Genomic DNA, 26,196 nt, shown 5'->3' on the forward strand with positions numbered 1-26,196 from the left:
AACACACCTACGACACGAGGGGGGAACTCGTGCGCAAGACAGCTCTGCCTGTCATGACCGCGCTCTCCATAGCCCTGCTGCTCCCGCAGCAGATCGCCGGAGCCGCCGTCATCGAGCAGCCGCAGGCCGCGGCCGCCACCACTGTCGACCCGCCGCTGGCCGACGGGGAGATCCAGCAGGTCGGCCCCGGTCAGTACTCCACCGCGGAGAAGTCCTTCGAGCTGTACGAGACCGATGTGGCCGAGGGCCTCATGGGCCGTACGCACACGGTGACCGAAGGCGCGGACGGCGTCGCCAGGCCGGAGTCGGCGCCCACGACCCGTCCGGACCAGGGCGTCTTCGGCCCCGGTTGGGAAGCCGGGTTCCTGGGGGGTCAGCTCAACCGCAAGCTGGAGCAGAAGACCGACTCCGTCGTGGTCACCGACCTCGACGCGAAGGTCTCCGTCTCGTACGCGCTGAAGAGCAGTGTCGACTACCCGAGCGGCGGCGGCGTCAAGAAGTACGAGACGGCCACCGGCGACAAGCTCACCGAGACCACCTCGTACAACGAGGCGACCGGCACGCTGGTGACCACCGCGGTCGAGACGCTCGCCCCGGCCACCGGCACCCCGGACACCGACGTGACGGGCGACGAGGACGCGAGCGCGGCCATCGGCGTCGCCAACCTCACGGCCACCTACAACTGGAAGCAGGTCGCTCCGGGCACCGACAAGTGGCGTGTCACCAGCCTGGGCAACCTGGCCGACGGCGCCACCGCCACGGTCTCGTACGACACCAAGGGCCGGGTCTCCACGGTCAACGAGCCGGCCACCGCGGACGTTCCGGCGCAGTCGCTGACGGTCAAGTACTCGACCGCCACGACGGCCACCGGCACGGCGCTCGGTGAGTACACGGGCCGCGCCAAGGAGATCACCCTCACGTCGGGTGCCACCACGCAGACGCTGGCGCGCTACTCCTACGACGCCTCGGGTCTGCTGCGCAACGTGACCAACCCGGTCGAGGGCACCGACCCGGTCTCGTCGTACGCCTACGACTCCACGGGCCGTGTCTCCGACATCGCCTCGCCGACCAACGGTGAGTGGGACCTGACGTTCCCGGCCGCGTCGGCCGCCCCGGACGCCGCGCCCGTCGGCACCGACCTGCCGTCCTCCACCGAGCCCCTGCAGGGCCCGGCCGGCGACGGAACCGCGACCGCGCCTCCGGCCGGCGACTTCACCACCGGCGAGATCAACGACCCCGAGGCCTACCCGCGGTACTGCAACCGCGCCACCGAGTGGATGTGGTACCTCAACCGCGGCTGCGTCGCGTGGGCGGCGCACTACGGCTGGCACTGGCCGTACTTCCGGTACACGCCGACCGGCTTCCGCGTGGCGGGCATCCTCTACGACGGGTGCAGCACCCCCGGCCCCAACATCAGCCGCCCGGGCGGCTTCAACTTCCGGGCCGCGTGTGACACCCACGACTACGGTTACGGCCTGATCGGCAACACGTACAAGGGCTACAAGTACTACCTGGACCGCAGCAAGAAGTCGAACGTCGACAACGCCTTCTACACCACGATGAAGACGCACAGCTGCAAGGCGTACAACATCTTCGTCCGCTGGAAGTGCAACTCCTACGCGTACGTCTACCTCAAGGCCGTGGCGTGGAAGGGCAACCCGAAGAACGGCGCCAACAAGACCCCCTGATCACGGGTCCGCGCACCTTCTGAGGACGTACGGCACAACCTCCTGACGGAGCAGGCTCCTTGGGCCTGAACGGGCCGGGCGGCGGACACCCCTCGCCGCCCGGCCCGTTCCGCCAGGACCTCTCACCACATCGCACCCCACATCTCCCCGGGCTGCGCCATGTCCACCTCCCCACGGGCCCGGCCATGGCGCGCCCCCTGCTCACCGAGGCAATATGAAGAGAACGATCTGGGCGGCGGTCGTCACCGCGATGACGGCCGTGACCCTCGGCGCCGCGATACCGGCCCACGCCGTCACGCCGACGAGCACCACGACAGCCGCCGAAGCCACGACCGACCCGGTCGACCCGCCGCTCTACGACCAGACCGCGAGCGGCGGCACGGTCCGCGTCAACGTCGTCACGGAGACCCTCGCCGACGTCGCCGACGCGGCGACCGCCGGCGAGACGAAGCAGCAGTTCGACACCGTGCCGGTGGTCACCCTCAAGGTGGACCGGACCGGCCTCGACGCACTCGCCGCCAAGCCGGGCGTGGTCAGCGTCACCGAGGACAAGGTCGAGCCGCCGACCCTCGACCAGAGCATCCCGCTCATCGGCGCCGACGACGCCACGGCGGCGGGCAAGACCGGTACGGGCCAGACGATCGCCGTCCTGGACACCGGCGTCGAGACCGGCCACCCGTTCCTGAAGAACCGGGTCGTGGCCGAGGCCTGCTTCTCGCCGAGCGACGCCGAGAGCGGCATCGTCAGCCTGTGCCCGAACGGCGCCGACACGCAGGAGGGCACCGGCGCCGCCAACACCGCGGCCGGCCCCTGCGCGACCATGACCGCCTGCGACCACGGCACCCACGTGGCCGGCATCGCGGCGGGCAACGGCACCGGCATCACCGGCGCTCCCAAGCAGGGTGTGGCGCCCGGCGCCAACATCGCCGCCATCCAGGTCTTCAGCCAGTTCACCACCGAGGAGTTCTGCGGTGGCGCCGCCCCCTGCGTGGGCAGCTTCCAGAGCGCACAGCTCAAGGGCCTCGAGCACGTGCTGAAGCTCAAGCAGGCCGGAACGCCGATCGTCGCGGCCAACCTCAGCCTCGGCAACGGCCGTTACGCCACCGCCTGCGACACCGATGTGCGCAAGCCGATCGTGGACAGTCTGCTGAGCGCCGGCGTGGCCACCGTGATCGCGGCCGGCAACAACGGGCACACCGACGCGGTGAGCATGCCCGGCTGCATCTCCTCCGCCGTCACGGTCGGCTCGACCACCGACGACGACGAGCTGTCCTCCTTCACCAACCGGGGCCCGCTGCTCGACCTGTTCGCCCCCGGCACGGGCATCGTCTCCTCCGTGCCCGGCGGCACCTACGCCTCCAAGAACGGCACCTCCATGGCCGCGCCGCACGTGGCCGGCGCGTTCGCCGTGCTCAAGCAGGCCTTCCCCACCAAGACCATCGCCGACCTGACGGCCCTGCTGAAGAGCAGCGGCCGGGGCATCGTCTACACCGGTGCCACCACCCCGCGGATCGACCTCGGTGCCGCCGTCAGCGGCGGGGGCACCACCCCGAAGCCGGCCGGCATGACCGACTTCAACGGTGACGGCGCGGAGGACATCGCGATCTCCGACCCGCAGGCCACCGTCGGCACGGACGCGAAGGCCGGTCTGATCCGCCTCGTGTACGGCGGCGGAAAGGGCACCGCGGAGATCAGCCAGGACCTGGACTGGGTGCCCGGCGGCTCCGAGGCGGACGACTACTTCGGCGAGACGCTGGCCACCATCGACTGGAACAAGGACGGCTTCACCGACCTGGTCGCCGGAACCCCCAGCGAGACCGTCGGCACCGCCACCGACGCGGGCTTCGTCGACATCCTGTACGGCGCCGCCGGGGGCCTGGGCACCGGCACCCTGAAGGCCACGCACCTCGAACAGGGCATGGGCACGGGCGCCATCGCGGGTTCGGCGTCCGAGGCGGGTGACCGCATGGGCCACAGGATCGCGGCCGCGGTGAACGACTCCGGCCGGCCGTACCTGGTCATCGGCCTGCCCGGCGAAGCCATCGGCGACATCGCGCAGGCGGGTTCCTCCTTCTACGTGTACGGCAACACCAGCCTGGCCGTGAGCCAGGCGACGGCCGGTGTTCCCGGTAACCCCGAGGCGGGCGACCTCTTCGGCTGGTCCGTGGCCGCCGACCAGAACTACATCGCGATCGGCTCCCCCAACGAGGCCCTCGACACCACGACGAAGGCCGGCGCCGTCGCGATCTTCGACGCCAACCGCTTCGACTCCACCGGCCACCCGCTGCCGCTGGCCGGACTCGACCAGAACAACGCGGCCATCTCCGGCGGTGCGGAGGCGGGTGACCAGTTCGGGTACGCGGTGGCCATGGCCCCGTTCCGGGCCAGCGGCGCCCCGTCCGCCACGGAGTCGATCCTGGCGATCGGTTCGCCCGGTGAAAGCGTCACGGTCGGCACCGAGGACCGCGCCAACGCGGGCCGCGTGGTGCAGATCCGCATCAAGCCCGACGGCACCTGGAGCTACCTGCGCGAGCTCAAGCAGGGCACCGCGGACGACGACGTGGCCGGCACCTCCGAGACCGGCGACCGCATGGGCGAGTACCTCACCGCCGTCAACACCGCCCCGGGTTCGGTGAGCACCGTGGCGTCCATGCGGCTCGCCGTGGGAACGCCCGGTGAGGACATCGGCACCACCGCCAACGCGGGCGCGGTCCACACGTTCTCGCTGGCCGGATCGGCCGGTCCGAACGACCGCTGGATCGAGGCGGGCAACGGCTACGGCATCCCCGGACCTCCCGGCGCCAACCAGTACCTGGGCAGGAGCATCCACTTCACGGCGACCAAGCTGTACGTGGGCATGCCCTTCGGGCCCCTGGCCACCGGCGCGCTCTACGCGCTGCCGATGTCCAACGTGACGCAGGGCGGCACGGTCGCCCCCACCACCACGTATAAGCCCGGCTCCGGTGGCCTCCCGGCCAACGGCGTGGCCTTCGGCTACTCGGCACGGTAACCGGCGGTCGATGTGCGCGGCCCCCGAAGGCTCCGGCCTTCGGGGGCCGTCGCCTCCCCGTGGTTCTCATGCGGCGGGCGGCGGAACCGGTTTGCCGAGGGCTTCCGCGAGCGCGGCATTGATCCGGTTCGCCGGGGCCTCGCCCGGACCGCCGGACAGGACACGACCGGGTCGGGCGCCGGGTGCGCCGACGCGGCCGGCACGACCGCCACCGCGAGCCGGATGGTGCGGCCGCTCGGGCGGGCGCGGTTCTCCGGCACGACGAGCCACATCCGTTCGAGGATTCCGTTCCAGCAGCCCGGGCAGCGGTCCACCCCTCGGCGATCACTGCAGGTGGTGGACCGGTCCGCTCGTCCGCCGAGACGGCAGTCGCTGCACGACGCCTCGGACGGGGAACCGGGGTACCGCTTCCCTCGTCCTGGCCGCCGACGATACTGGTCGGGTCCCGATCGCCCACGGAACGGTTCCATGGCCAAGAACACCACTTCACCGACCACCGTCCCCGACACCGCCTGGCTCGGGCGCGGACGCCACACCGGGCCCGAGCCCGAGCGGGACGTCCGGCGCAATCTGCTCGCCCTCAAGGCGGCCCGCGTGATCGACGACTTCCTGGACCTCGACCCCGTCGAGGCGGCGCGTTCCACCGACCTGTACCCCCGCGACGAGTCCGCCGACCCGGGCCCGTCCGCCCGCCGCGTCTTCGAGGCCCGCTGGCACGTCGCCGACGACGTCACGGTGCGCGCCCAACTGACCACGTACGAGCCCGAGTCCCGCCGTGCGAAGAGCGAGGGTGTCAGCTGGGTCCTCGCCGCCGAGGCCGAGCGGGCGTGGGAGGCGGGCTGGCCCTCGCCGGCCACCATGTTCTGGCCCGACAGCGACCAGGTCGCATGGGACCACCTGCCGGTGCCGGACGTGCGCCTGCGGGCGGCGAACCACCTGCCCAAGGACGACGACGACTTGCGCCGCCTGCTGCGGGCCTGCACCCGGCAGAGCTGGTTCATCCATGTCGTGGTGCACGAGGCGATGACGCCGGACGTCCTGGGACGGCGGCCGATCACGGCGTTCCTGCCGCCGAGCCTGCGGCACCGGGTGGTCGAACACCGGGCCACGCCGGAGCAGGCGCTGATCGCCGACTTCGTGATGAAGCGCGAGCTGGGCGTGGGGATACCGCGCGGCGGCGCCGTCATCCTGCCCCCGACACCGCGGGCCGTCGACCACGACGCGGAGCGCTTCACGCTACGCAACGTCTTCCTGGACGGTACGGAACCCACCGAACTCCTCGAAAAGATTCGGGAGTTCGCCTCACTGCCCCAGCCGATGCCGGCCGACGCCGAACAGGTCCTGACACGGCTGCGCCAGGGCTGGCACCTGTTCACCCCCACCGAGGAACTGGTCCACGCACGGGCCATGGTCACCCAGTACGCCAAGGCGCTCGAAGCCATGACGGCCTCCTGCGACCTGTACCGGGAGGCCGCCGAGTCGGCGCTCGAGGCCCTCGCCGAGGCGACCGGCGGCAGCGGCGCACCGCGGACGGCCTCGCCGGCTGCGGCCAAGGAGGACCCCTCACCGTGGAAGGCCCTCACGAAGACCCTCGCCCGCTTCCGGGGCCCGAACTCCCAGGCCCCGGACACGGAGGTCCCGCAGCGTCCGCCCGGTCAGTGAGACGTACGGGAGAACGGACCGATGCTCTTCCCGTCCGTCGGAGACCCGGTCGTCAGACGCCGAGTCCTGCCAGCCTGCGGCGGTCGAGCGGGGACGCGCGGCGGTCGAGGCGCTGTTCGAGGAGGTGGCGGGCGGTGTCGCTGTGACCCGCCTCCACCAGCGCGTACAGCAGGGTCTCCTCGACGACCTCGCGTTGGGCCGCGCTGCCTCCCACGCGGCGCAGTGAGGGCAGCAGTCCGCGCAGTTCCCGCACCGCGGTGGGCCACTCCTCCTCCAGGACCGCCTCCAGCGCGCTGCACAGCGGGACGACGACCTCCCGCTGCACCGGGTCCGCGCCGGCCGCGTGGGTGCGCAGGCGGCGGAGTGCGGGGCGGTCGCCGGCAGTGGCGAGGGCGAGGGCGCTGTGCAGGGCCGTGAAGGCAGTCGAGGGACGTTCGACCAGATCGCGGGCGACCGCGTCGAGGACGCCGGCGACGGGGACGCGACCGGTCCAGTTCCGGGACATGCGGGCCCGCCACAGCAGGGAGCCGGAGTCGACGAGGGCCCGCACCCCGTGCACCTGGCCGGGGGCGAGCTGGGCGAACCAGCGGCGGCGGACGGCCGCGGGGTCGTCGAGGGCCAGTTCGTGCAGCGCCACGTGCCAGGAGAAGTGCGCCCGGTGCACGGCGCCCCTGCCCTGGCCGCCGATCCAGCCGTCGAGCCAGTCCCGGCCGGTGCCGTGCTCGCCGGACTCGTAGTGGACGTGGGCGAGGGCGTGCACGGCATGGCCGGAGGCGGGTTGTGCGGAGAGTGCCGCCCGGGCGAGCTCGCCGGCCTCCTCGATCCTTCCCTGCTCCTGCCGTACGAAGGAGAGCAGCGAGGTGTGGAACCAGTGCCCCGCGTAGGCGGGCGCGGTCCGCTCCACCAGGCCGAGGGCCAGGGTGCCGTCGAGGTCCGCGATGCCGGAGAAGGCGATGGTGGGGACGGCGATGCCGAGCGCGAACGCGTCCGCCGGGAAGCGGCCGAGGTGGTCGACGAGCGCCCTGTCGCCGTCGCCGGCTCCGTCGCCCGCGGTGCCTCCGTGGCCCTCGTGCTCCCGGATGCGGCGCGTGACGACGTCGACGAACGACCGCTCCCGCTCGTCGCCGCGTTCCCGCACGCTGCGCTGGGCGTCCGCCAGCTCCCGGGCGACGTCGACGTCCGCTCCGCACTCGTGCCCCAGCAGGGCGAGTGCGGCGTGCCCGAGCGCGAATCCGGGGTCGAGTTCCGTGGCGCGCGCGAACGACTCGGCCGCCTTCGCCCGTACGGTGATCACCCGGGCGAGTCCATGGCGGAAGGACGCCGCGGCTGCGGCATGGGTGGACAGCGGCAGCCCGAACTGGTCGGTGGGCCGGCGGCGCGCCGACCGGGGAGTACGGGTGAACGGAGTGAGTAGGGCCTCGGCGACCTCCTTGGCCTGGCCACGGATCTCGGGGATCGCGGTCGTCTCCCACAGCTCGCCCCTGCGGGGCGCGCCCAGCGTGAACAGCCGCCGCCCCAGGCGCCCTTGGGCGTCGAGCAGCCTTCCGCCGTCGGTGCAGACCCCGATGCCCAGCGGTCCGGGCGTGGCCAGGCCGTCGGACAGCAGCCCGCTCCACAACGGGTCGCCGCCGGCGTCGGCCCGCAGACCCGGCCCCGTACAGTCCACCACCCAGGCCACGCGCAGCTCGCGGCCGTCGGCGAGGGAGACGATCAGGCCGCTGTCCTCGTCCGGCGCCGCGGAGACGACCCGGCCGGCGTGTACGCGGAGCCTGCGGGCGGCGCGCGCCCGGGCGATGGTCTCGGCGGTGGAGGGTGCCATGCGGTGCCGGTGCACGTTCCACGGGGTGGCGTCACGGCCGAGGAACTCCGCCCGCTCGTCGTCGGTCAGGCCCTGCCAGAGCCGTACGATCTCGGGCCGCAGCCCGTCGAGTGCGGGCCGCCAGTCGCCGTGGGCGCGGCGCGTGGCGGCGAAGTGCCGCTTCAACTCCCTGCGGAGGCGGGGCAACGGGAGCTCGGCGAGGCCCGGCGGCGGCGGTACGGCGGGCAGCGGGGCGACCGCGTGCGGCTGGGGAAGCAGTCCGCCACGGGACACGGCGTGCACCGTGCGGCCGGGACGGTCGAGGACGAGCGCGAGGTCGACGGCCGTGAGACCGGTGCCGACGAGGAGGACGTCGTCCGTCTCGCCGACGGCGTCGAGCGCGCCCGGCGTCCAGGGGCGGGGGACGAACCGGTCGGAGGCGACCAGCTCGGCCGGGGCCCAGCCGGACCGGCCCGGCGCGGGCCCGGTGGCGAGGACCACGCTGTCCGCGGTCACCGTGCCGCCGTCGGCGAGGGTGAGCTCCAGACGGCCACCGGCCGCGTCGGCGCACCTCGTAGCCCTGGTGCGCAGTCGCCGTACGGAGACCGTGCCGTGCGCGGTGATGATGGCCCGTCCGAGCGTGTCGGCGAGATAGGAGCCGTAGCGGTGACGGGAGGCGAAGTCGGCCGCGGTGACGGTGGTTTCGCCGTGCCGGCAGAGCCAGCGCCGGAAGTGGCCGGGGTCGTCCGGGTAGCAGCTCATGCCGCCGACGGGCACGTTGAGCCGGTGCTCGGGGACCTCGGTGGCGTACGCGGTGCCCCGGCCCGCCTCCGGCGCGGGGTCGACGAGGACCAGATCGAGCGGGACGCGGCGTCGGGCCGCCCCTTCGCACAGCTGGACGGCCACGAGCGCACCGGCCGCGCCGGCGCCGACGACCGCCACGGTCGGTCGCTCGCGGGCGGACTCGGCGGGCTCCGGGGACCCGGCGGACTCCGGGGAATCGGCGGGCGAGGCGGACGGCGAGGACACCACGGAAACCTCCGAGCAGGGGCGGGTAGTGGGCACGGACAATGTTCACTATGTCGATGAACAAAGTGGAGTGACAACGCCGCTTCCGGACAACAACGACGCGCCGAAGTGCTGTTGACGGCCTGTGAGCACCGGCGCAGGTCAGGTTCCCGCCACTCGTGAGACATTGAGTCCGTGAGGATCTCAGCACGAACGGACTACGCCATCCGGGCCATGGCCGAGTTGGCCTGCTCCCCGGACCGGCCCCTCAAGGCCGAGGACATCGCCGGACGCCAGGACATCCCCGTCCGCTTTCTCTTCGTCGTGCTGAGCGACCTGCGGCAGGCGCGTCTGGTGCGCAGCGTGCGCGGCCCCGACGGTGGCTACTCCCTCACCCGGCCGCCCGCCGAGATCAGCCTCGCCGAGGTCATCCGCGCCATGGACGGACCGCTCGTCAGCGTGCGGGACCTGAAGCTGACGGGTCTCGAGTACCAGGGTGCGGCGGCTCCCCTGCCGGATGTGTGGCGTGCCGTACGGACGAGTCTGCGCCAGGTCCTGGAGAGTACGACCCTCGCGGATCTGGCGACGGGCACACTGCCCGAGCTCGTACGGGACCGGGCCCGCGAGTACGACGACGACGTACGGACCTACCCCTAGCACCCATGGCCGGGCGGCGACCCGCCCCGTACGCTCGGGACGTGCCGCCCTCCACCGAGACCCCTGAGTTCGCAGCTCCCGCCGGCGGCCGGCCGCGCCGGCTGTTCGTCCTGCGGCACGCCAAGAGCGCCTGGCCGGAGGGCGTCGCCGACCAGGACCGTCCCCTCGGCCCGCGCGGGCTGCGCGACGCCCCGGCCGCCGGGAGATTCCTGGCGCAGAGCGGCGTCCTGCCGGACCTCGTCCTGTGCTCTCCCGCCCGGCGCGCCCGCCGGACCTGGGAGCTGGCCGCCGCGGAGCTGGACGGCCCCGTGCCGACCCGCCACGACCCGCGGTTGTACGGGGCGGACGCCTCGGAACTGCTCGATGTCCTCCACGACGTACCGGACGAGGTCGCGACCCTCCTCCTGGTCGGGCACAACCCGGGCCTCGAGGACCTGGTCCTGCTGCTCGCGGCCAGGGCCGCCGGGGACGCCCTGGACCGTGTGCGGACCAAGTTCCCGACGTCCGCGATCGCCGTCCTGACCTGGTCAGGCACCTGGCCGGCCCTCCGCCCCGGCGAGGCGCTCCTGACGGACCTGGCGATTCCCCGCGGGGCCCGCGACGCGCTGTGAGCGGGGCGCATCCGGGCGCCGGAGTGACACCTCCGCGCCCGAGCCCGCCCAGGAGCGCGCACGGGTGCCGTACATGCTGGTGGGCCGCCGTGGTGAGACAGTGGAGCGGGGGCCGACCTGCTCGATCCGGAGGTGCTGCCGATGGACACCGTTCTGGTCACGGGCGGTACCGGGCATCTCGGACGGGACGTGGTCGCGCGGCTGAAGCCTTCGCACCACGTGCGCGTACTCGCCCGCTCACCGGGATCGGATCCCGACGTGGAGTGGATCCGCGGAGACCTCGCCACGGGCGAGGGCATCACGGCGGCGGTGTCCGGGGCCCAGGTGATCGTCCACGCGGCGACGCTCTCCCCCGCGGCGAGGCGCGGTTTCCTCCTGCCCGTCGACTTCTGGCGCAGCCCGCCGGACGTCGACGTCGACGGAACCCGCCGACTGCTCGACGCGGCCGCCCGGGCGGGGGTGGCCCACTTCGCCCATGTGTCCATCGTCGGCGTCGACCGGGCCCGCATCCCGTACATGCGCGTCAAGCACACCGCCGAGGGGCTGGTGAGCGCCGGGCGGGTGCCCTGGTCGATCCTCCGGGCCACCCAGTTCCACTGGCTGACCGACCGGATGCTGGGCAAGGCGGCCCGGCTGCCCGTGATGGCCCTGCCCACCGATCTGCGGACCCAGCCGGTGGACTCGCGCGACTTCGCCGCGTACCTGGTCGGACGACTCGCCGAAGGTCCCGGCGGGCACTGCGCGGACTTCGGCGGGCCGGAGGTGCTCACCCTCGGCGAGCTGCTCGCGACATGGCAGCGGATCCGCGGCAGGCGGCGACGGCTGCTGCGTGTTCCGGTCCCGTCCGCCGTCGGGCGTGCCGCCCGCGACCTGACCTGCCCCCAAGGCAACCGGGGCACCGTCACCTGGGCCGAGTGGCTGCGCACCCACCCGCCGGAATGAACCGACGAAAGAGGCAGCCATGACGACATGGCCCATGCGCCTCGGGTCCGGTGCGCGGGCCTGGGCGCCCGAGACGGTCACCGTCGACCCGTACAACGCCCAGACGCCCTCGGCCGCGCTCGCCGATCCGGTGACGCCGACGGGCGCCCTGTTCGTACGCGATCACTTCGGCATCCCGCGGACGACACCCCACGGGTGGCGTCTGCGGCTCCGCGGAGCCGTGGCCGAGCCGTTCGACGTCGGCTACGACGAGCTGCTCACGATGGAGCGCCGGGAGTACGACGTCGTCATGGAATGCGCGGGGAACGGTCGCAGCCAGATGTCACCCCGCCCGCCGGGGCTGCCCTGGGGGCAGAGGGCCGTCGGATGCGCGCACTTCGCGGGCGTGCCCTTCCGGCGACTCGCCGCCCTGGCCCGGATCGACCCGGCAGCCACGGAGATCGTCTTCGCCGGAGCCGACTCGGGCACCGTGCTCGGCCGTGAGGCGCCCTTCGAACGGAGCCTCCCGCTCGCCGTGGCCGTCCACCCGGACACCCTCCTCGCGACCCATATGAACGGCGAGCCGCTCGCGCCCGCGCACGGCGCGCCGGTCCGTCTCGTCGTCCCCGGGTGGTACGCGGTCGCCGACGTGAAGTGGCTGGTCGAGGCGCGGGCCGTGACGGAGCCGTTCAGCGGGGTCTTCCAGGTCGAGGAGTACGTCTACCGCACGTCGCGCGGCACCCCCGACGGGCCCGTGACGACCGTCCGGGTGAAGTCCCTCATCACCGCCCCCGAACCGGACTCGGCGATCCGCCGCGGCCACGAGACCCTGGTACGGGGCCGGGCCTGGTCCGGCGGCGGGGTTCCTGTCCGCCGGGTCGAGGTGCGGGCCGCGTACGAGGACGTGGACGGGCGCACCGGAGAGGACGGCCGCGTGGACGAAGGCCCGGACGGCGACGAGGGATGGCACGACGCCGTGGTCGAGCCGCCGTCCGGACCGTATGCCTGGACCGGCTGGTCGTACCGGTGGACGCCCCGCCGGCCGGGCCCGTACCGTCTGCTGGCCCGCGCGACCGACGCGCACGGCGACACCCAGCCGTCACGCGCGCCCTGGAACGCCCAGGGGTACGGCTGCAACCCCGTGGCGTCCGTCGGGGTGGTCGTCGTGTGAGGTCTCCCTCAGCAGGCGAGCAGGCGGCTCACGCGTAAAGCCCATTCCGCCATGCGGTCGGCCGTCGGTCCTGCAAGGCTGGCCAGGACCCGGGCGCGGGCCCGTCCGCCCCGTTTCCGTGTACCTGAGGCGGAGGAGGAGTCGTGGCGCCCCTTGCTCGGATCCCCCTGGACGGCGGGGGCTACGTCCTGGTCGAGGCTCCGGCCACGGCGGAGGGACCGGTGAAGGCCGGCCGCATCGGCGAGGCCATCCATGAATTGCCGGAGACACTGCAGCAGGCGCTGGAGCCGGTGACGGCGGCCGCCCGCGTCGCCCTCGATCAACTGCGCAAGGCCCGCCCCCACGACATCACCGTCCAGTTCGGCATCGACCTCTCGTTCGCCGCCGGGGCCGTGATCACCAAGACCGGTGCCGGCTGCCATCTGACGGTGACCGTGGCCTGGAAATCGAGCGATTCCACTCAGCCGCCACCGCATCCGAGCGAGCGGAACGACCCGCGGTGACCGGCTCCGGCACCCCGGTGCCAGGACCGGACGGCCCTCGCACGCCAGGGCTGCCGCCTGCCGTGGCCCAGGTCCTGGGACCTGACGGAACGGTGGCCGGGTCGGCGTTCCTGGTGGCCGAGGGCATCCTGGTCACGTGCGCGCACGTCGTCGAGGCCGCCGGAAGCGGGCCCGGCGACCAGGTGCGGCTGGCCTTCCCCCATGCGCAGGGCGCGCCCCGGGTGGACGGGCAGGTCCTGGAGGGGCCGTGGCGCGCCTCTGCGGGCGACGACGTGGCCATCGTCCGGCTGCCGTTGACGCCCCCGGCCGTGACGCCGCTGCCGTTGGGCTCTGCCGCAGGCCGCCGGGGCCATCCGGTCAGCTCCTTCGGCTTCCCGGTCCAGGCCCCGCTGGAGGGGCACTTCGGCTACGGCGTGGCGGGAGATCTGCTGCCGGCCACCGGGAGCAGGGGCGCGCATCTGCAGCTCACCTCGGCCAACGACCTGACCACGGGTTTCAGCGGCGGTCCGGTACTGGACGAGGTGAACGGACTGGTGATCGGCATGGTCACCGAGATCACCGCTCCTGACGCGTACGAGCGGGGGCAGAGCATCGCGTACGCCACGCCCACGCAGGTACTGCGCGAGGTGTGGCCGGACCTGGCCGAACAGGAGGTCTGCCCCTATCGGGGACTGGAGCCGTTCACCGAGGAACACGCCCGCTGGTTCGAGGGCCGGGCCGAGGCGGTGGGCCACGTGCTGACGAACCTCGCTCGGCAGCGGCGGCTCACGCTGCTGCTCGGTCCGTCCGGCTCGGGCAAGTCGTCCCTGATCCGGGCCGGTGTCCTGCGTGCGCTGGAGGCGGGCGAACTGCCGGGCAGCGACCGGTGGCTGCCCGTTCTGGTCCGGCCGATGCGGGACCTTCCCGTCGAACTCGAACGCGCGGGTCTGGCCGGGGCCGCCTCGGACGGACTCGCCGCCGCCGTGAGCCGCCGGCTGACGGCGGAACCCACGTGCCACCGCATCGTGCTGGTCATCGACCAGTTCGAGGAGTTCCTCACCCAACCTGCCGGGAGCGACGGTGCCGACCGTCGGCCGGTGATCGCGGACCAGATCACGGAGGCGGTCGCCGACCACTCCGGCCTCGACGTGATCCTGATCATGCGCGACGACTTCTATCCGCAGCTGGCCGCCCTGGCTCCCCGGTTGTTGCAGGCCGCCATGCCAGGGCTCCTCAACGTTCCGCGCACGCTGAGCCGGCAGGACCTGAAGGACATTGTCACCCTGCCCGCCCACGATGTCGGGCTGCGCTTCCAGCCTGGACTGTCGGAGCAGATCGTGAGTGACGTCCTGGCGACGACGCCCGAGGGAGCCACGGCCCGACAAGCGCCCGTGACACTGCTCCCCCTGCTCGAGCTGACGCTCAGCCAACTGTGGGAGCGGCGCGAGGACGGGTACCTCACCCATGACGCGTACCACCGCATCGGGGCCGTCACCGGAAGCCTGACGACGTGGTGCGACACCGCTCTGGACCGGCTGCGCCCCGACCAGCTCCCCATCGCCCGGCGGATCCTCACCTCCCTCGTACGTCCACCCGACCCCCGTCACCCGGTGCCCGCCATCCGGGCGCAGCTCCCTCTCTCGGAGCTGCGCGACCTGGCCGCCGACCCCGGCGGAGCGCCTGACGGCAACCGGGACGTCGACGAGGTGCTGGCGGCCCTGACCCGCCATCGCATCATCATCACGCAGACGCTGCACGACCCCCACGACCCCGACGCCCCGCCCGGGCAGCCGGTGGCCGAGCTGATCCATGACGCGCTCATCCGCGACTGGGGCCGACTGCGCGAGTGGGTCGACCAGGACCACCGGTTCCAGGAATGGCTCGACCACGCCCGGGAGCGGCGCGACCGCTGGGCGGAGAAGTCCGACACGGGAGACCTGCTCGGCGGAACGGCCCTCGCGGAGGGCCTCGACTGGTCGCAAAGCCGTCGTCTGCCGGCCGACATCGCGGCCTTTCTCACCGCCAGCAAGGACCGCCAGCAAGCGGTGATCCGGCGCAGTAGACGGCTGAACGCACTCCTCGCCTGCCTGCTCGTCCTCGCACTCGCCGCCGCGGGCGGGGCCCTGTGGCAGTGGCGCTCGGCAGTCTCCGCACGGCAGACGGCGCTCTCCCGGCAGCTCGCCGTCCAGGCCAACCTGGCCATGACCACGAACCCGGACCTCGCCTCACTGCTGGCCGTCCAGGCGTACCGCACCAGCCCGACGCAAGACGCCGTCGAAAGCCTGGAGACCGCCGCCGCCCTCCCCGTGCACCGCCGCCTGGCCGGCCACACCCTCGCGGTGAGCTCGGTGGCGTTCAGCCCGGACGGCCGTACCTCTGCCAGCGCCAGTTCCGACGGCACGGTACGGCTGTGGGACGTGGCCACCGGCAAGAGCCGCGCCACCCTGACGGGCCACGCCGACACGGTGTTCTCGGTCGCGTTCAGCCCTGACGGCCGCACCCTCGCGACCGGTGGCGTCGACCGCACGGCGCGGCTCTGGGACGTAGCCTCCGGAAAACACCGCGCGACCCTGAAAGGGCACACCTACGGTGTGAACTCGGTGGCGTTCAGCCCCGACGGACACGCCCTTGCCACCGGCAGCGCGGACCACACGGCGCGGCTCTGGGACGTAGCCTCCCGGAAGACGCGGGCAACCCTGACCGGGCACAAGGATCAGGTGTACTCGGTGGCGTTCAGCCCCGACGGAAAGACCCTCGCCACCGGCAGCTGGGACACCACCGTGGGCCTGTGGGACGTGGCCACCGGCACCGAACGCGCCAAGCTGACCGGGCACGAGAACCAGGTGTACTCGGTGGCGTTCAGCCCCGACGGACAGACCCTCGCCAGCGGCAGCACCGACGGGACGGCGATGCTGTGGAACATGCCCGCGGGTACCCTCCGCACCAAGCTCAGCGGGCACGCCGGCGAAGTGCTCTCGGTGGCGTTCCGCGGCGACAACCGCACCCTCGCGACCGGTAGCGGCGACCACACGGTGCGGCTGTGGGACATTGCCACCGGTGCGACGCTGGCGGCCCTGGCGGGGCACTCCAACATCGTCTATTCGGTGGCGTTCAGCCCCGACGGACGGACCCTCGCCACCGGAGGCCGCGACAAGACGGTACGGCTCTGGTCGATCGGCGCCGGGAAGACGAGTACGGTCCTGACCGGGCACACCGGCGGGGTCTCGGCGGTGGCGTTCAGTCGCGACGGAGACATCCTCGCCACCGGCGGTTACGACCGCCGCGTGCAGCTGTGGGACCTTGACGCCGATACACCTCCCACCACCTTGACCGGACACACGGCCGAGGTGCAGTCGGTGGCGATCAGTCGCGACGGGAACACGGTCGCCAGCGGCAGTACCGACCAGACCGTACGGCTGTGGGACGTGCGCACCCGCACCGAACTCGCCAAGCTGACCGGACACACGGGCATGGTGCATTCCGTGGCGTTCAGCCCCGACGGCGGCATGCTCGCCAGCGGCGGCGGCGACGGAACGGTACGACTGTGGGACGTGCGCACCCACAAGTCACGTCCCCCGCTGATCGGACGCTCGGACCAGGTGTACTCGGTGGCGTTCAGCCCCGACGGCAGTACGGTCGCCGCTGCCAGTGCCGACGGGATGACACGGCTGTGGGACGTGGACGCCCGCAAGGTCGTCAGGACCTTCCCCGGCCACGCCGACCAGGTCCTCTCCGTGGCGTTCAGCCCCGACGGCCAGACGCTCGCCACTGGCAGCGACGACTGGAACCTGATGCTGTGGGACACGTCCACCGGCGCGTCCCGGGCCTTCCTGCCGGGGCACACCGCAGAGGTGCTCTCGGTCGCCTTCCGTCCTGGCGGGCGCAACGTCGCCACCGGCAGCCTCGACAAGACCGAGCGGCTGTGGAACGTGGACTTCCCCCGACCCGCCGACGCGGTCAAGCGCATCTGCAGAACCGTCAACCGCGACCTCACCCCGGAGGAACGCTCCACGTACCTGCCGGACCAGTCGGTCGGCCCCGTGTGCCACACGAGTTGACCTGTGGACCTCCGCGCGCTGCAGTGCCGTCTGGGTCATCGAAGTCGGGGCGGCCCCGGTCGTAGCGCGCACCGAAGCACGGCGGCCGGGGCACACGGGCGACGACCAGGCCCGTCAGGTGCGGGCGAGCGTCGCTGCTCCGAACGAGACGTCGAAGCGGGCACACCAGATGCTGACGCTCGGGTACTTCGACCAGTCCAAGCCGGCGGGCAGCGGGTAGTTCTGGTCGCCCTTGTTGCCCTTCAGCTTGGCGAGGTCGACGTACTTCCCGTCGTCGAAGACGCCCCAGCCCGCCCTGCCCCGCTTCACGGGCGCGTCGCTCAGCCAGACGCGCAGGTCCGGGCCGTTGCTCGTGTCCAGGCCTTCGAGCCGGAGCGTGTGCGTGCCGTCCGTGAGCCGGACGATCTTCACCGTGCCGGTCGTGGCGTGCTCGTGGCTGACGAAGCTGCCTTCCGCGACGGTGACCGGGCCTGACGGTGCGGGGGTGGCCCGCGCGGAGGAGGGCTCGCCCGTCGCCGGTCCGCTCGGGGTCGCGCTCGCGGTGGGCAGCGCCTCGTTCACCGTCTCGTCCACCCACAGCGCCCAGGGCTTGAACCACAGCAACCCGGCCACCGCCGCCGCCAGACCCGCGACAATCACCACGACCCATGACCGCCGCTTCCTCGTGACGCTCTCCACCACGGCCTCCTTCCCCGTACCGCTCGTTCACCTTCGTCCGCCATCCAAGGTGATCCGCCCCTGACCGGACAGCCCCGGACCGATGACGGAAGTCTTACGGACCGGCGCGGCCGCCTCCTGATCGCGCCTCCGGTCCGTAGCGTCGCGGCCATGCGTGTACTCGTCACAGGAGGAGCCGGGTTCATCGGCTCGCACATCGTCAGCGCCCTCACGAACGCCGGGCACGAGCCGGTGGTTCTCGACGCCCTGCTGCCCAGCGCCCACCCCGTGACTCCCGAGGTCCCGGCCGTGGAGTTCCTCCACGCGGACGTCAGGGATCCGCTGGCGGTGGGCGCAGCCCTGCGGGGCGTCGACGCGGTGTGCCACCAGGCCGCCATGGTCGGTCTCGGCAAGGACTTCGCCGACGCCCCGGAGTACGTGAGCTGCAACGACCTCGGCACGGCCGTCCTGTTCGCCGCCATGGCGGACGCCGGCGTGCGGCGGCTCGTCCTCGCCGGGTCGATGGTCGTGTACGGGGAGGGCCGGTACGACTGCCCCGCGCACGGTGTCGTACGGCCCGGTGCCCGCCGCCTGGAGGACCTCGACGCCGGCCTCTTCGAACCGCGCTGCCCTGCCTGCGACGCCGAACTCGTTCCCGGCCTGGTCCGCGAGGACGCCCGGGTCGACCCCCGCAACGTGTACGCCACGACGAAGCTCGCCCAGGAGCACCTGGCGGCGGCCTGGGCGCGCGCGGTGGGCGGCACGGCGGTGTCGCTGCGCTACCACAACGTGTACGGGCCCGGGATGCCCCGCGACACCCCGTACGCCGGTGTGGCCTCCCTCTTCCGCTCGGCCCTCGCCCGGGGCGAGGCGCCCCGGGTGTTCGAGGACGGGGGCCAGCGGCGGGACTTCGTGCACGTACGGGACGTGGCGGCGGCGAACCTGGTCGCCCTGGAGGCCGCCGACGGGCTGCCGGCCGGCGCCCTCAGCACGTACAACACCGGCAGCGGCGAACCGCACACGGTCGGCGACATGGCCGTCGCACTCGCCCGGGCGTGCGGTGGCCCCGAGCCCGTGATCACGGGCGAGTACCGTCTCGGCGACGTCCGGCACGTCACCGCCGACTCGTCCCGGCTTCGCGGAGAGTTCGGCTGGCGACCCGAGGTCGGCTTCGCCGAGGGCATGGCCGAGTTCGCGCGGGCCGGACAGCGGGCCTCGGCGGCCCTCGCCTGACCGGGGTCAGCTCGCCGCCGCCGGCAGGGTGACCTCGAAGCGGCAGCCGCCGGGGACGTTGCGGACCTCGGCGCGGCCCGCGTGGGCCTCCACGATGCCGCGGACGATGGCGAGGCCGAGCCCGGCGCCGGCCGGCGGGGTGCGCGCCTCGGTGCCGCGCCAGCCGGTGTCGAAGACGCGGGTGAGGTCCTCGTCGGGGATGCCGCCGCAGCCGTCGGTGACGGACAGGACGACGGCGTCCTCGCGGTGCTCGGCCGCGACCGCGACGGTTCCGTCGGCCGGCGTGTGACGGATCGCGTTGACGAGGAGGTTCGCGAGGACGCGGGTCATCTCCTTGCCGTCCACCTCGACGGGTACGGCCGCGACCTCCTCCCCGACGAGCCGTACCCCGTGCTCGCGGGCCAGCGGGTCGGCGCCGCTCAGGGCATCGCCGACCAGGTCGTACACGGACATGCGGCTCGGACTGAGGATCAGGGCGCCGGCGTGGATGCGGGAGAGCTCGAAGAGGTCGGTGACCATGCCGGTCAGACGCTCGACCTCGGTGCGGATCTGCCGGTGATAGCGGGTGGGGTCGTCGGCCATGCCGTCCTCGAGGGCCTCCGCCATGGCACGCAGCCCCGCCAGCGGGGTGCGCAGATCGTGGGAGATCCAGGCGACGAGCTCGCGGCGCGACGCCTCCAGGGAACGCTCGCGCTTGCGGGACGCGTCGAGCTTGGCACTGGTCGCCGCCAGTTCACGGCCGAGCGCGGCGAGTTCGGCGGTCGCGGCGCCGCCGGGAGCGGAGAAGCGGCCGCCGTCGCCGAAGTCGCGCGCGGCGCGGGCGAGGGCACGGCTGCGGGCCACCACCCAGCGGCCCAGGACGAGGGCCGTGCCGAGCGAGACGAGGGCCGCCATGGCCACGACGACGGTCACCACCCACAGGTCGTGCGCGGACAGGAACATCGCCTGGGCGACGGCGAGCGTCCCGGCGAGCATCGCCGTCACCGTGACGGCCGCGACCACGGTCAGGGAGACCGCGACCGAACGATGCCGTACGAGGCGGAGGACGAGCGCGCCCGCGAGACCGGCGCAGACGGCGCCCGCCAGGGCGAAGCCGGCGATCAGCAGGACGTCCTTCAAGTCACTCCCCGTCCTTCCGGGGCTCGAAGCGGTACCCGACGCCCCAGACCGTCTGGATGAGCCGGGGCCGCGCCGGATCGTCCTCGATCTTCGCGCGCAGCCGCCGGACGTGGACCGTGACCGTGGACAGATCACCGAAGTCCCAGCCCCACACCCGCTTCATCAGCTCTTCCCTGGTGTGCGCGGCGCCGGGGTGCTCCAGGAAGTACGCCAGGAGGTCGAACTCCCGCAGCGTGAGGGCGAGTTCGCTGCCCGCACGAGTGGCCCTCCGGGTGGCCGGGTCCACGGTGAGGTCCGCGTCGCGCAGCACCGTGCGGGTGGCCGTCGGCCCGGTTCCGCGGCTGCGGCGCAGCACGGACTCGACGCGCAGCACGAGTTCGCGCGGGCTGAACGGCTTCGTGACGTAGTCGTCGGCCCCCACCTCCAGGCCGGTGATCCGGTCCTCCTCGTCGCCCCGCGCGGTCAGCATGACCACCGGCACGGGCCCGGCCTCCCGCAGGCGCCGGCACACCTCGAGGCCGTCCAGACCGGGCAGCATCAGGTCGAGCACGACGAGGTCGGGCCGCCGCTCCCCGGCGCGCAGCAGGGCGTCGGGGCCGTCGGCCGCGTGCTCCACGGCGAATCCGGCCCGGTCGAGGTATCCGGTCACCACCTCGGCCACGGTGGGGTCGTCGTCCACCACCAGGATCCGGGCCGGGGGCGTCGGGGCGCTGTGCTCGCTCATGCCGGACAGCGTCGCATCCGTCGGCCGGGCGGTCACGGCCACCCGGGCGTACGTCGGACGACGTCCGCGTTTCGTAAGGAGTCGAGCGGCCCCGGGAGGCCCTGCGCTTCCTACGGTGGGAGACGTGACCCCCATGACCGTAGATGTCGTCCTTCCCTGCCTCGACGAGGCAGAAGCCCTGCCGTGGGTGCTGGCACGGGTTCCCGCCGGCTGGCGTGCGATCGTCGTGGACAACGGCTCCTCCGACGGCTCCGCCGGCATCGCCGCCGATCTCGGCGCGACCGTGGTGCACGAGCCGAGGCGTGGCTTCGGCGCGGCCTGCCACGCCGGACTGCTCGCATCCGACGCCGAGTTCGTCTGCTTCTGCGACTGCGACGCCTCGCTGGACCCCGGGCTGCTGCCCGGTCTCGTCGGTGCGGTGGCCGACGGCTCCGCCGAGCTTCTCCTGGGCCGCCGGCGCCCCACCGAGCGCGGCGCGTGGCCGGCCCACGCGAGGGCCGGGAACCTCGCCCTGTCCTGGCTGCTGCGCCGGCGCACCGGACTGCGGCTGCACGACCTCGGCCCCATGCGGGCCGCCCGCCGCGAGGCGCTGCTCGGCCTGGGTCTCGACGACCGGCGCAGCGGCTACCCGCTGCAGATGGTCGTGCGGGCGGCCGACGCCGGCTGGCGGGTGCGCGAGGTCGACGTCCCGTACCTGTCCCGTACCGGCCGGTCCAAGGTCACGGGTACGTGGAAGGGCACGTGGCAGGCGGTCCACGACATGCGCAAGGTGCTCGACGAACCGGCGCCGGCGGGCGGGGGTCGTCCGTGACCGGGCCCCGCGGCACCACGCCACCCGCCGCCACGCCCCTCGCAACCACCCTTCTCGTCATCGCCAAGGAGCCCCGGCCCGGCCGGGTGAAGACGCGGCTCACACCCCCGTTCACCCCCGAGGAGGCCGCCGCGCTCGCGGAGGCCGCGCTCGCCGACACGCTCTCCGTCGCGGTACGCGTTCCCGCGGACCGGCACGTCCTCGTGCTCGACGGGCGGCCGGGCCCGTGGCTGCCGGCGGGCTTCGAGGTCGTCGCCCAGGCGAGCGGTGGGCTCGACGTGCGCCTGGCCGCCGCGTTCGCCGGCTGCCCGGGGCCCGCCCTGCTCATCGGCATGGACACCCCGCAGGTGACACCCGGACTTCTGGCCCCCGGCCTGCGCTGGGACGCGTACGACGCCTGGTTCGGACCGGCCGCCGACGGGGGCTTCTGGGCTCTCGGTCTCGCCCGTCCCGACCCTGCTCTCCTGCTCGGGGTCCCCATGTCCGCGCCCGAGACGGGCGCCGTCCAGTACGCCCGGCTGCGGGCGGCCGGGTTGCGCGTCGGCGACCTGCCCGTCCTGCGGGACGTGGACACCGCGTCGGACGCACGGCAGGTGGCGGCCGCCGCCCCGGGGACCCGTTTCGCGGCCCGCCACACCGAACTGACCGGCGCGACCACGGGAGCGGGCTGTTGACCACGACCACGGCATGGCGGGCCGGCCCGTACGACTGCGCCCTGCGCACCGGGAGGGGCCCGCTGTTCCTGCGCCGGCACGACGGGTGGCTCCTGCCCCTGGAGGTCGAGCGCTGGTGCATGGCGCCCGACAGCGCCGACCGCTCCGTACTCGACCGCTGCCGGGGCACCGTCCTCGACATCGGCTGCGGACCGGGTCGGCTCGTCGCCGCCCTGGCGGCCGAGGGCCGGCGCGCCCTGGGCATCGACATCAGTCCCGAGGCCGTCGCCCGCACGCTGCGGCTCGGCGGGTCGGCCCTGTGCCGGTCGGTGTTCGAACCGCTGCCCGCCGAGGGGCGCTGGGACACGGCGCTGCTGATCGACGGCAACATAGGGATCGGCGGCGACCCGGCCGCACTGCTCCGCCGGCTCCGGCGGCTCGTGTCGCCCTCCGGGCGCGTCATCGCGGAATGCGCGCCCGTGGACGTCGACGAGTGCTGTGAGGTACGGGTCGAGGACGGCCGGGGCGGACACGGGGCGCCGTTCCCCTGGGCGCGGGCCGGCAGCCGCGCCCTGGCCGTGCACGCGCGGGGTGCCGGCTGGGAGGTCTCCGAGCAGTGGACCCTGGAGGGACGTACGTTCCTGTCGCTCGCCCCTCAGTCGTCCGCCGCCGCCCGCCCCTGACGGCGCTCCCGCCACCGCCGCACGGCGATCAGCACGCCCGTCACCACGGTCACGGCCGCGAGGACGATCGCGAGGTTCCGCCCGTACGGGAGGGGCAGCGCCGAGGGGTTGGGCGGCGCGCCCGGCCGCGCGAGGAGGGGGAGCGTCACCAGGACCACGCTCCCCGCGACCAGCAACGCCCCGCGCAGCAGGCCCCGTCGGCGCCGTCCCGCGAGCAGCAGCCCCACGGCCAGGACGAGCGGGGCGAGGATCCCGTCGTGCAGGACGAGGGCGCCGGCCAGCCACACGAACACACCGAGCGGATCGGGCTGGTCCACCACCAGCCACGCACCGAGCCCCACGAGGGCGACGCCCAGCACCCCGAGTCCGTACCGCAGCACGCTCACCGTCCTCACAGCACCTCCAGCCTGTGCACCCACTTGGTCTGCAGGACGCCGGGGCGGCCGGGGGCGATGATCCGCGCCGGGAAGCCGTGATCGAGGGTGAGCGGCTGTCCGTTGAGGGTGAGGGCGAGGAGGGTGAGCGGATCGTCGGCGTACTCCGCGCCCATCTCCATCACCCGGTAGGCACCTCTCACCTCCAGCGAGGTCACCCGCACGGCGTCCCGGCCCGGCCGTCCACCGGCCCGCTCGATCAGGTCCCGGAGGCGTACCCCGCCCCAGTCGGCGTCGACGCTCCAGCCTTCGACACAGGCGATCGGCAGCCGGGCTCCGGCGCGGGGCATCGATCTCAGGGCGTCGAGAGTGAGGACGTACGGGCGGGGGCCCGCGACCTCCAGACGCCAGCCCGCCAGTGCGGGTGCCGTGACACCGGCCGCGGCGGCGGTCCGGTTCACGGGCAGCCCCTGCGGGCCGTGGTCGGGGTGCCGGGGCGCTAGGAGGTCGAGCGCCTTCAGGGGGGTGAAGGACTGGCCGACGGTCGTCAGCGTCACCACGCCGACGGCGGCGCCGGTGGCGAGGAGCAGCGAGCGGCGGTCGACGGCGTCCTGCGCCGGCAGGGTTCCGGTACCCGCCGAGTGCCGCCCCCAGTGGTCCCTGATCTCGGGGGCCTTGACGGCGATGTGCAGCAGGATCGAGCCGGTCGCCACCCAGGCGACGGCGAAGTGGACGGGGACGAAGGAGAACGGCCACGGGTACCACTCGACGATGTTGAGGAGCCCCGTCAGGACCTCGAAGACGGCCGAGGCCACGAGGACCGCGACGGACAGCCGCTCCAGCGCGTGCCGCACGGACCGCACCGGCGGCCACACGAACAACCGGGGGTACACCGCCCACAGTTTGACCAGGAGCAGCACGATCGCCGCCAGTCCCGTGGCGACGTGGAGGCCCTGGGTGAACGCGTACCCCCACACCGGCCGGGCGGGCAGACGGTCGGCGAGCCAGTCCGGCGGCTGCTGGAGGTAGTGGCTGACGAGACCGGTGACGAGACAGACGCCGAAGGCCGCGCCGAGCCAGCGGCCGACGGCCGTCGCGGTCCTGGCGTCGTGAAGGCGCCCGGCGAACGTGGGCGGTCGGACGGCCGGGGGCCGGAACGCGGGGCGGGGCAGCCGGGGCATGCGGAAGGTCATGCCGTCCATGACACCGCCGCGAGCGGCTCCGCGGACCGTCCGACACCTTACGAAACCCGAACGCCCCGCCGGGTCTCCTCCCCCGCTGCCGTGCGCACTGCCAGTCTGCGCCCATGACCAGCGACCGCCGTCTCCCGCTTCCCGTCGTCGTCACCACGCTTCTGCTGTCGCTCCTGGCGGCGTCGCTGGTCCTCCTGCTCCGCGCCGCGCACGGGACGGCTTTTCTGGCCGGGTACGCGGGCGCGTGGGCGGTGTTCGCGGCGGCCGCGGTCGCCCTGCGTCGTGTCCCCGGCCGTCACGTCGTCCCGCTCGTCCTCGCCGGGGCGGTCGCGGTGACGGCGACGGGCCTGGTGGCGGCCCCGCGGACGAGCACGGACTCCTACCGGTACGCGTGGGACGGCCGGGTCCAGGCATCCGGCGTCTCGCCGTACGACCACGCGCCCGCCGACCCGGCGCTCGCCGGACTCCGGGACGACTGGCTCTTCCCGGGCGCCGCGGTGTGCGGGCGGGACGGCGCGGGGCTCGCGCCGCTCGGCGACGGACGGTGCACCCGGATCAACAGGCCCGCTGTGCACACGATCTACCCTCCGGTGGCCGAGGGCTGGTTCCTCCTCGTCCACGCCCTGTCGCCGGACGGGGTCCGCCACAAGGGGCTCCAGGTGGGTTCGGCCGTTCTCGCGCTGGCCGTCAGCGGTCTCCTGCTCGGCTTTCTGCGCCGGCGAGGGGATCCGCGGCAGGCCGCGCTGTGGGCGTGGTGCCCGGCGGTCCCCGTGGAGGCGGTCGACAACGCCCACGTCGACGTCCTGGCCGTGCTCCTGTCGGTCGGCGCGCTCGCGCTGGTGGCACGCCGCCGCCGCGTCCGGGGCGGGGTGCTGCTCGGTCTGGCCGTCGCCGCGAAGCTGCTGCCCGCCGTGCTCCTGCCCGGCGCGCTGTCCGGAGTCCGGCGGGCCCGTACGGTCGCGGCCGTGGCGCTGACGGCCGCGGCGACGGTGGCGCTGACGTACCTGCCGTACGTCTTCCTCTCCGATGCTTCGGTCCTCGGCTACCTGAGCGGATACGCGCGGGAGGAGGGCTACGACGACGCGGGCGCGGGCGGCCGCTACGCCCTGCTCCGCCTGGTGCTGCCCGACGCGTGGGCACTGCCCGCGGCACTCCTCGGCGTCGCGGCGGTGTCGGCGTGGGTGTGGTGGCGCGGTGACCCCGAACGCCCCTGGCAGGGCGCCCTGTCGACCACGAGCACGACGTTCCTCCTGCTGACCCCCGGCTACTCCTGGTACGCCCTGCTGCTCGTCGCCCTCGTCGCCCTGGACGGACGCTGGGAGTGGCTCGGCGTCGCCGTGGCGGGGGCGGCGGCGTACCTGGCGGGCCCGGTCATCGGCACGGTGGGGGTGACGGCCGCGTACGGGGCGGCGGGGGGTGTGGTCTGCGGGATGTGGTGGACACGGCGACGGAAGGTCGGAGGGTCTGGCGGCGGGGGCGGGGCACCGGGGAGACGGTCTACGGCGACCCGAACCAGGGCGGACGCCGAAGAGCGGGCACCGGCGACCGGACGCACCGGTGCCCCGGAACGCACGGAGCGCTCCGGGGCACCGGCCGGTCGGCGGCCCGATCAGTGACCCAGGTCCGGCCGTGAACGAACACGAGCCCGTCCAGACGGGGCGTCGTCCCTTCACGGCGAGATCA

20 protein-coding genes are annotated in these 26,196 nt (G+C 73.6%); 14 read left to right on the plus strand and 6 right to left on the minus strand.

The window, feature by feature from the left end:
• Positions 1 to 29: 29 nt before the first annotated feature.
• From ABT041_RS13535 to ABT041_RS13545, 3 genes are all read left to right on the plus strand, one after another.
• Positions 30 to 1,688 (plus strand): phospholipase A2, encoded by a 1,659-nt coding sequence (locus ABT041_RS13535; RefSeq protein ID WP_351183462.1) that lies wholly within the window; start codon positions 30 to 32, stop codon positions 1,686 to 1,688.
• Between the two features lie 214 nt (positions 1,689 to 1,902).
• Positions 1,903 to 4,698 carry a S8 family serine peptidase gene (locus ABT041_RS13540; protein ID WP_351183464.1) on the plus strand — a complete coding sequence of 932 codons (2,796 nt, stop codon included), beginning with the start codon at positions 1,903 to 1,905 and terminating at the stop codon, positions 4,696 to 4,698.
• A 468-nt stretch (positions 4,699 to 5,166) separates the two neighbouring features.
• Positions 5,167 to 6,360: a hypothetical protein gene (locus ABT041_RS13545; protein ID WP_351183466.1), complete on the plus strand. Its 1,194-nt coding sequence runs from the start codon at positions 5,167 to 5,169 to the stop codon at positions 6,358 to 6,360.
• Between the two features lie 52 nt (positions 6,361 to 6,412).
• Here the strand turns inward: ABT041_RS13545 and ABT041_RS13550 are convergent, their stop codons facing one another.
• A complete protein-coding gene (locus ABT041_RS13550; RefSeq protein WP_351183713.1) occupies positions 6,413 to 9,100 on the minus strand; it encodes an FAD/NAD(P)-binding protein in 2,688 nt (895 codons plus the stop codon).
• A gap of 261 nt (positions 9,101 to 9,361) precedes the next feature.
• Between ABT041_RS13550 and ABT041_RS13555 the strand changes: the two genes are divergently transcribed.
• The 6 genes from ABT041_RS13555 to ABT041_RS13580 all read left to right on the plus strand — a co-directional run bounded on the left by ABT041_RS13555 (position 9,362) and on the right by ABT041_RS13580 (position 17,066).
• Entirely contained in the window at positions 9,362 to 9,823 is a 462-nt protein-coding gene (locus tag ABT041_RS13555; protein ID WP_351183468.1) for an RrF2 family transcriptional regulator, read from the plus strand.
• 41 nt (positions 9,824 to 9,864) lie between these two features.
• On the plus strand, positions 9,865 to 10,434 hold the full coding sequence (locus ABT041_RS13560; RefSeq protein WP_351183470.1) for a SixA phosphatase family protein: 570 nt from the start codon (positions 9,865 to 9,867) through the stop codon (positions 10,432 to 10,434).
• Between the two features lie 141 nt (positions 10,435 to 10,575).
• Positions 10,576 to 11,376 carry an SDR family oxidoreductase gene (locus ABT041_RS13565; protein WP_351183472.1) on the plus strand — a complete coding sequence of 267 codons (801 nt, stop codon included), beginning with the start codon at positions 10,576 to 10,578 and terminating at the stop codon, positions 11,374 to 11,376.
• A 19-nt stretch (positions 11,377 to 11,395) separates the two neighbouring features.
• Positions 11,396 to 12,526, plus strand: coding sequence for a molybdopterin-dependent oxidoreductase (locus ABT041_RS13570; RefSeq protein WP_351183474.1), 1,131 nt, complete (start codon positions 11,396 to 11,398; stop codon positions 12,524 to 12,526).
• Positions 12,527 to 12,669: 143 nt separating this feature from the next.
• Positions 12,670 to 13,029 carry a CU044_2847 family protein gene (locus ABT041_RS13575; RefSeq protein WP_351183476.1) on the plus strand — a complete coding sequence of 120 codons (360 nt, stop codon included), beginning with the start codon at positions 12,670 to 12,672 and terminating at the stop codon, positions 13,027 to 13,029.
• 92 nt (positions 13,030 to 13,121) lie between these two features.
• Complete coding sequence (locus ABT041_RS13580) at positions 13,122 to 17,066, plus strand: nSTAND1 domain-containing NTPase (RefSeq protein ID WP_351183478.1); 3,945 nt, start codon at positions 13,122 to 13,124, stop codon at positions 17,064 to 17,066.
• Positions 17,067 to 17,180: 114 nt separating this feature from the next.
• Here ABT041_RS13580 and ABT041_RS13585 read toward each other — a convergent pair whose 3' ends face one another.
• Positions 17,181 to 17,744 (minus strand): DM13 domain-containing protein, encoded by a 564-nt coding sequence (locus ABT041_RS13585; protein ID WP_502976465.1) that lies wholly within the window; start codon positions 17,742 to 17,744, stop codon positions 17,181 to 17,183.
• 150 nt (positions 17,745 to 17,894) lie between these two features.
• Here ABT041_RS13585 and ABT041_RS13590 point away from each other — a divergent pair, with 150 nt between their 5' ends.
• Positions 17,895 to 18,956 carry an NAD-dependent epimerase/dehydratase family protein gene (locus ABT041_RS13590; protein ID WP_351183480.1) on the plus strand — a complete coding sequence of 354 codons (1,062 nt, stop codon included), beginning with the start codon at positions 17,895 to 17,897 and terminating at the stop codon, positions 18,954 to 18,956.
• A gap of 6 nt (positions 18,957 to 18,962) precedes the next feature.
• Here ABT041_RS13590 and ABT041_RS13595 read toward each other — a convergent pair whose 3' ends face one another.
• The gene (locus ABT041_RS13595; RefSeq protein ID WP_351183482.1) at positions 18,963 to 20,075 is read right to left on the minus strand and encodes a sensor histidine kinase; all 1,113 of its coding nucleotides are present in this window, start codon (positions 20,073 to 20,075) and stop codon (positions 18,963 to 18,965) included.
• 1 nt (position 20,076) lies between these two features.
• The gene (locus ABT041_RS13600) at positions 20,077 to 20,799 is read right to left on the minus strand and encodes a response regulator transcription factor (protein WP_351183484.1); all 723 of its coding nucleotides are present in this window, start codon (positions 20,797 to 20,799) and stop codon (positions 20,077 to 20,079) included.
• A gap of 133 nt (positions 20,800 to 20,932) precedes the next feature.
• Here ABT041_RS13600 and ABT041_RS13605 point away from each other — a divergent pair, with 133 nt between their 5' ends.
• From ABT041_RS13605 to ABT041_RS13615, 3 genes are read left to right on the plus strand one after another with little or no spacing between them, the layout of a single operon-like run.
• Complete coding sequence (locus ABT041_RS13605) at positions 20,933 to 21,610, plus strand: glycosyltransferase family 2 protein (RefSeq protein WP_351183717.1); 678 nt, start codon at positions 20,933 to 20,935, stop codon at positions 21,608 to 21,610.
• Positions 21,607 to 22,284 carry a TIGR04282 family arsenosugar biosynthesis glycosyltransferase gene (locus ABT041_RS13610; protein ID WP_351183486.1) on the plus strand — a complete coding sequence of 226 codons (678 nt, stop codon included), beginning with the start codon at positions 21,607 to 21,609 and terminating at the stop codon, positions 22,282 to 22,284. Before ABT041_RS13605 ends, ABT041_RS13610 begins: the two co-directional genes overlap by 4 nt.
• Positions 22,278 to 22,946: a class I SAM-dependent methyltransferase gene (locus tag ABT041_RS13615; protein WP_502976470.1), complete on the plus strand. Its 669-nt coding sequence runs from the start codon at positions 22,278 to 22,280 to the stop codon at positions 22,944 to 22,946. Before ABT041_RS13610 ends, ABT041_RS13615 begins: the two co-directional genes overlap by 7 nt.
• Here ABT041_RS13615 and ABT041_RS13620 read toward each other — a convergent pair.
• A complete protein-coding gene (locus ABT041_RS13620; protein WP_351183490.1) occupies positions 22,919 to 23,341 on the minus strand; it encodes a hypothetical protein in 423 nt (140 codons plus the stop codon). The genes ABT041_RS13615 and ABT041_RS13620 overlap by 28 nt on opposite strands.
• Positions 23,338 to 24,513 carry a molybdopterin-dependent oxidoreductase gene (locus tag ABT041_RS13625; protein ID WP_351183492.1) on the minus strand — a complete coding sequence of 392 codons (1,176 nt, stop codon included), beginning with the start codon at positions 24,511 to 24,513 and terminating at the stop codon, positions 23,338 to 23,340. The genes ABT041_RS13620 and ABT041_RS13625 overlap by 4 nt, the downstream gene beginning before the upstream one ends.
• A gap of 113 nt (positions 24,514 to 24,626) precedes the next feature.
• Between ABT041_RS13625 and ABT041_RS13630 the strand changes: the two genes are divergently transcribed.
• Positions 24,627 to 26,129 carry a glycosyltransferase 87 family protein gene (locus ABT041_RS13630; protein WP_351183494.1) on the plus strand — a complete coding sequence of 501 codons (1,503 nt, stop codon included), beginning with the start codon at positions 24,627 to 24,629 and terminating at the stop codon, positions 26,127 to 26,129.
• The last annotated feature ends 67 nt before the right edge of the window (positions 26,130 to 26,196 follow it).

The sequence above is a fragment of the Streptomyces sp. NPDC002825 genome, assembly GCF_040295385.1.
GTDB lineage: Bacteria > Actinomycetota > Actinomycetes > Streptomycetales > Streptomycetaceae > Streptomyces.

Coding starts and splice junctions, on each gene's coding strand:
- ABT041_RS13540 (WP_351183464.1), top strand. CDS start 1,903: ATGAAGAGAACGATCTGGGCGGCGGTCGTCACCGCGATGACGGCCGTG.
- ABT041_RS13545 (WP_351183466.1), top strand. CDS start 5,167: ATGGCCAAGAACACCACTTCACCGACCACCGTCCCCGACACCGCCTGG.
- ABT041_RS13565 (WP_351183472.1), top strand. CDS start 10,576: ATGGACACCGTTCTGGTCACGGGCGGTACCGGGCATCTCGGACGGGAC.
- ABT041_RS13570 (WP_351183474.1), top strand. CDS start 11,396: ATGACGACATGGCCCATGCGCCTCGGGTCCGGTGCGCGGGCCTGGGCG.
- ABT041_RS13590 (WP_351183480.1), top strand. CDS start 17,895: ATGCGTGTACTCGTCACAGGAGGAGCCGGGTTCATCGGCTCGCACATC.
- ABT041_RS13600 (WP_351183484.1), bottom strand. CDS start 20,799: ATGAGCGAGCACAGCGCCCCGACGCCCCCGGCCCGGATCCTGGTGGTG.
- ABT041_RS13605 (WP_351183717.1), top strand. CDS start 20,933: ATGACCGTAGATGTCGTCCTTCCCTGCCTCGACGAGGCAGAAGCCCTG.
- ABT041_RS13625 (WP_351183492.1), bottom strand. CDS start 24,513: ATGACCTTCCGCATGCCCCGGCTGCCCCGCCCCGCGTTCCGGCCCCCG.
- ABT041_RS13630 (WP_351183494.1), top strand. CDS start 24,627: ATGACCAGCGACCGCCGTCTCCCGCTTCCCGTCGTCGTCACCACGCTT.